Here is a 2,666-nt window from a genome sequence, read left to right as displayed (position 1 = left end):
TTGAAGTCTTGACGGCTTTCATTTACTTCTGTGGCTTTATGACCGTGGCTGCATTGGTCGTCCATCTGCTTTCCCGCATGGGCCTTTTCAAAGATCTCATTCAATCAGGTCGCTTGTCCTTTGATGCGAATGGCATCCAGCTCTTTCCCAAACATCCACAACCTCTCTGGCAGCTGCTCTTCCCACTAGCCTCAAGCGCTATCTATATTTACCTTCTCATCACCATTCGCAGCTTCCTCCAAAATCTCTACCAAGAAAAGATCTTTTCTCACTCCAACATTGATCTTTGCAACCGAGCTTGGAAGATTCTCTTGGTCTTGTCCTTTATGTCTGGCACACTTGAAACCAGTGGAAATGCTTATCTCCTTCCCTTCACTTTCCAATTTACCTTTAACACAGGGCTTCTCCTTGCCGTTCCAATCGTCTGGGTCTCTGGCAAGATTTTAGAGAGAGGGATTGAGATTGCTGAAGAAAATGAGCTAACCATTTAAGGAGGGTGCCATGATTATCGTCAATCTAGATGTCATGCTGGCCAAGCGGAAAATGAAATCCAATGAGCTAGCCGATAAAATCGGCATCACGACAGCTAACCTCTCCATTCTCAAGACCGGCAAGGCCAAAGCCATCCGCTTCACCACCCTTGAAGCCATCTGCAAAGAACTCGACTGCCAGCCAGGAGATATCCTAGAATACCGGCCAGATGAATAGAACATGTATTTAAAAATATAATTGGAGATCTTCCTTAGGTGAGGGCGGACGGTAGCGAATCCCTTTGCGATTCCATACCTAAGATTTGAGCCCACTGTCTCAAATCTTCCGAGAGTCTGAAACGAAAATGTTTCAGACTCTTTTCTCACTGCGGAAGTCTCCATTAATATTCATTACTAATAGGACTCAAATACCATCCTTGTAAAACTCAATGATGGGAACTATATCAATACAACAAAAGCACTCCCGCGGGAGTGCTTTTTTATATATGTTTAACCGATGATGCTTCCATTTGGAACAGACGGATCAACTGTTAAGACTGTTAATTGATCTCCGTGTTCTGCGGAAAGAATCATACCTTGGCTGACATATTTCTTCATCATCTTACGTGGTTTGAGGTTGGCCACGATTTGGAGTTTCTTGCCGACCAATTCTTGTTCATTTGGATAGAATTTCGCGATACCAGAGAGGATTTGACGGTCTTCGCCATCTCCTGCATCTAGGCGGAAGCGAAGCAGTTTGTCTGATCCTTCAACGCGTTCCACTTCTTTGACTTCTGCTACACGGATTTCAACCTTGTCAAAGTCTTCAAATTTGATCTCGTCTTTTTCAGACTTGAGTTCCACTTCTTCTGGAATCCATTCTTTTTCTTGTGGTTTTCCAGCAGTCATTTGAGATTGGATGTAGGCAATTTCTTCTTCCATGTCGAGACGTGGGAAGATTGGAGTTCCTTTGGCAACCACTGTGACATTTTCAGGGAAGCCTGCTAAAGTCAAGTTTTCAAGATCGAAGTCCAAGCCCAAGCCAAGTTGTTCCATGATGGCATTTGAGGTATTCATCATAAATGGTTGGATCAAGTGAGCCACGACACGAAGGCTGGCTGCCAAGTGAGCCATGACTGCTGCCAATTGTTCCTTGTCACCGTCTTCTTTAGCGAGGACCCAAGGCGCTGTCTCATCGATGTACTTGTTAGTCCGAGAGATAATATTCCATACCGCCTCCAAAGCGCGTGGGTAATCAACCGCATTCATTTGCTTGTGGTACTCTGCAATACTTTCTTCGACCACCTTAGCCAAATCTGCATCAAATGCAGTGACATTTTCGACATAAGTCGGAACTTGACCACCAAAGTATTTATTGATCATGGCCACCGTCCGGTTGAGGAGGTTTCCAAGGTCATTGGCCAATTCATAGTTGATGCGAGCCACGTAGTCTTCTGGTGTGAAAGTCCCATCTGAACCAACTGGCAAACTGCGCATGAGGTAGTAACGAAGTGGATCCAAGCCGAAGCGTTCCACCAACATTTCTGGGTAGATGACATTCCCTTTAGACTTCGACATCTTGCCGTCTTTCATGACAAACCATCCGTGGGCAATCAAACGTTCTGGCAATTTGATATCCAACATCATGAGAAGGATCGGCCAGTAGATAGAGTGGAAACGAAGGATGTCTTTTCCAACCATGTGGAAGACGGTTCCGTTCCAGAACTTATCAAAGTTTTCATGATCTTCTTGACCGTAACCAAGAGCTGTCACATAGTTGAGAAGGGCATCAATCCATACATAGACCACGTGTTTTGGATTAGATGGAACTGGAACTCCCCAAGTAAAGGTGGTCCGAGATACTGCTAAATCTTCCAAACCTGGCTCGATGAAGTTTTTCAACATTTCATTGAGACGGCCATCTGGTGTGATGAAATCAGGTTGTGATTTGAAAAATTCAACCAAGCGGTCTTGGTATTTGCTGAGACGAAGGAAGTAAGATTCTTCAGAAACCCATTCTACTTCGTGTCCTGATGGAGCTACCCCACCGATAACCTTGCCATTCTCATCACGGTATACTTCCGCCAATTGGCTTTCTGTAAAGAACTCTTCATCAGAGACTGAATACCAACCAGAGTATTCACCAAGGTAGATGTCGTCTTGCGCCAGCAAGCGTTCAAAGACCTGAGCCACCAC

Annotated in this window: 3 protein-coding genes; 2 read left to right on the top strand and 1 reads right to left on the bottom strand. The window is 44.9% G+C overall.

Going from position 1 to position 2,666, the window contains the following annotated elements; translation table 11 throughout:
- The coding region (locus SPADD19_RS04230; RefSeq protein WP_061455313.1) for a DUF2975 domain-containing protein at positions 1–491 on the top strand (491 nt) is incomplete at its 5' end.
- 10 nt (positions 492–501) lie between these two features.
- A complete protein-coding gene (locus SPADD19_RS04225; RefSeq protein WP_003006064.1) occupies positions 502–708 on the top strand; it encodes a helix-turn-helix domain-containing protein in 207 nt (68 codons plus the stop codon).
- A gap of 272 nt (positions 709–980) precedes the next feature.
- Here the strand turns inward: SPADD19_RS04225 and metG are convergent.
- A partial coding sequence (gene metG / locus SPADD19_RS04220; RefSeq protein ID WP_061455312.1) for a methionine--tRNA ligase occupies positions 981–2,666 on the bottom strand: 1,686 nt, incomplete at its 5' end.

The sequence above is a fragment of the Streptococcus parasanguinis genome (assembly GCF_001578955.1).
Lineage (GTDB): Bacteria > Bacillota > Bacilli > Lactobacillales > Streptococcaceae > Streptococcus > Streptococcus parasanguinis_U.
Note: the sequence above shows the minus strand (reverse complement) of the source record. Positions and strands in the feature narration are given on the sequence as shown.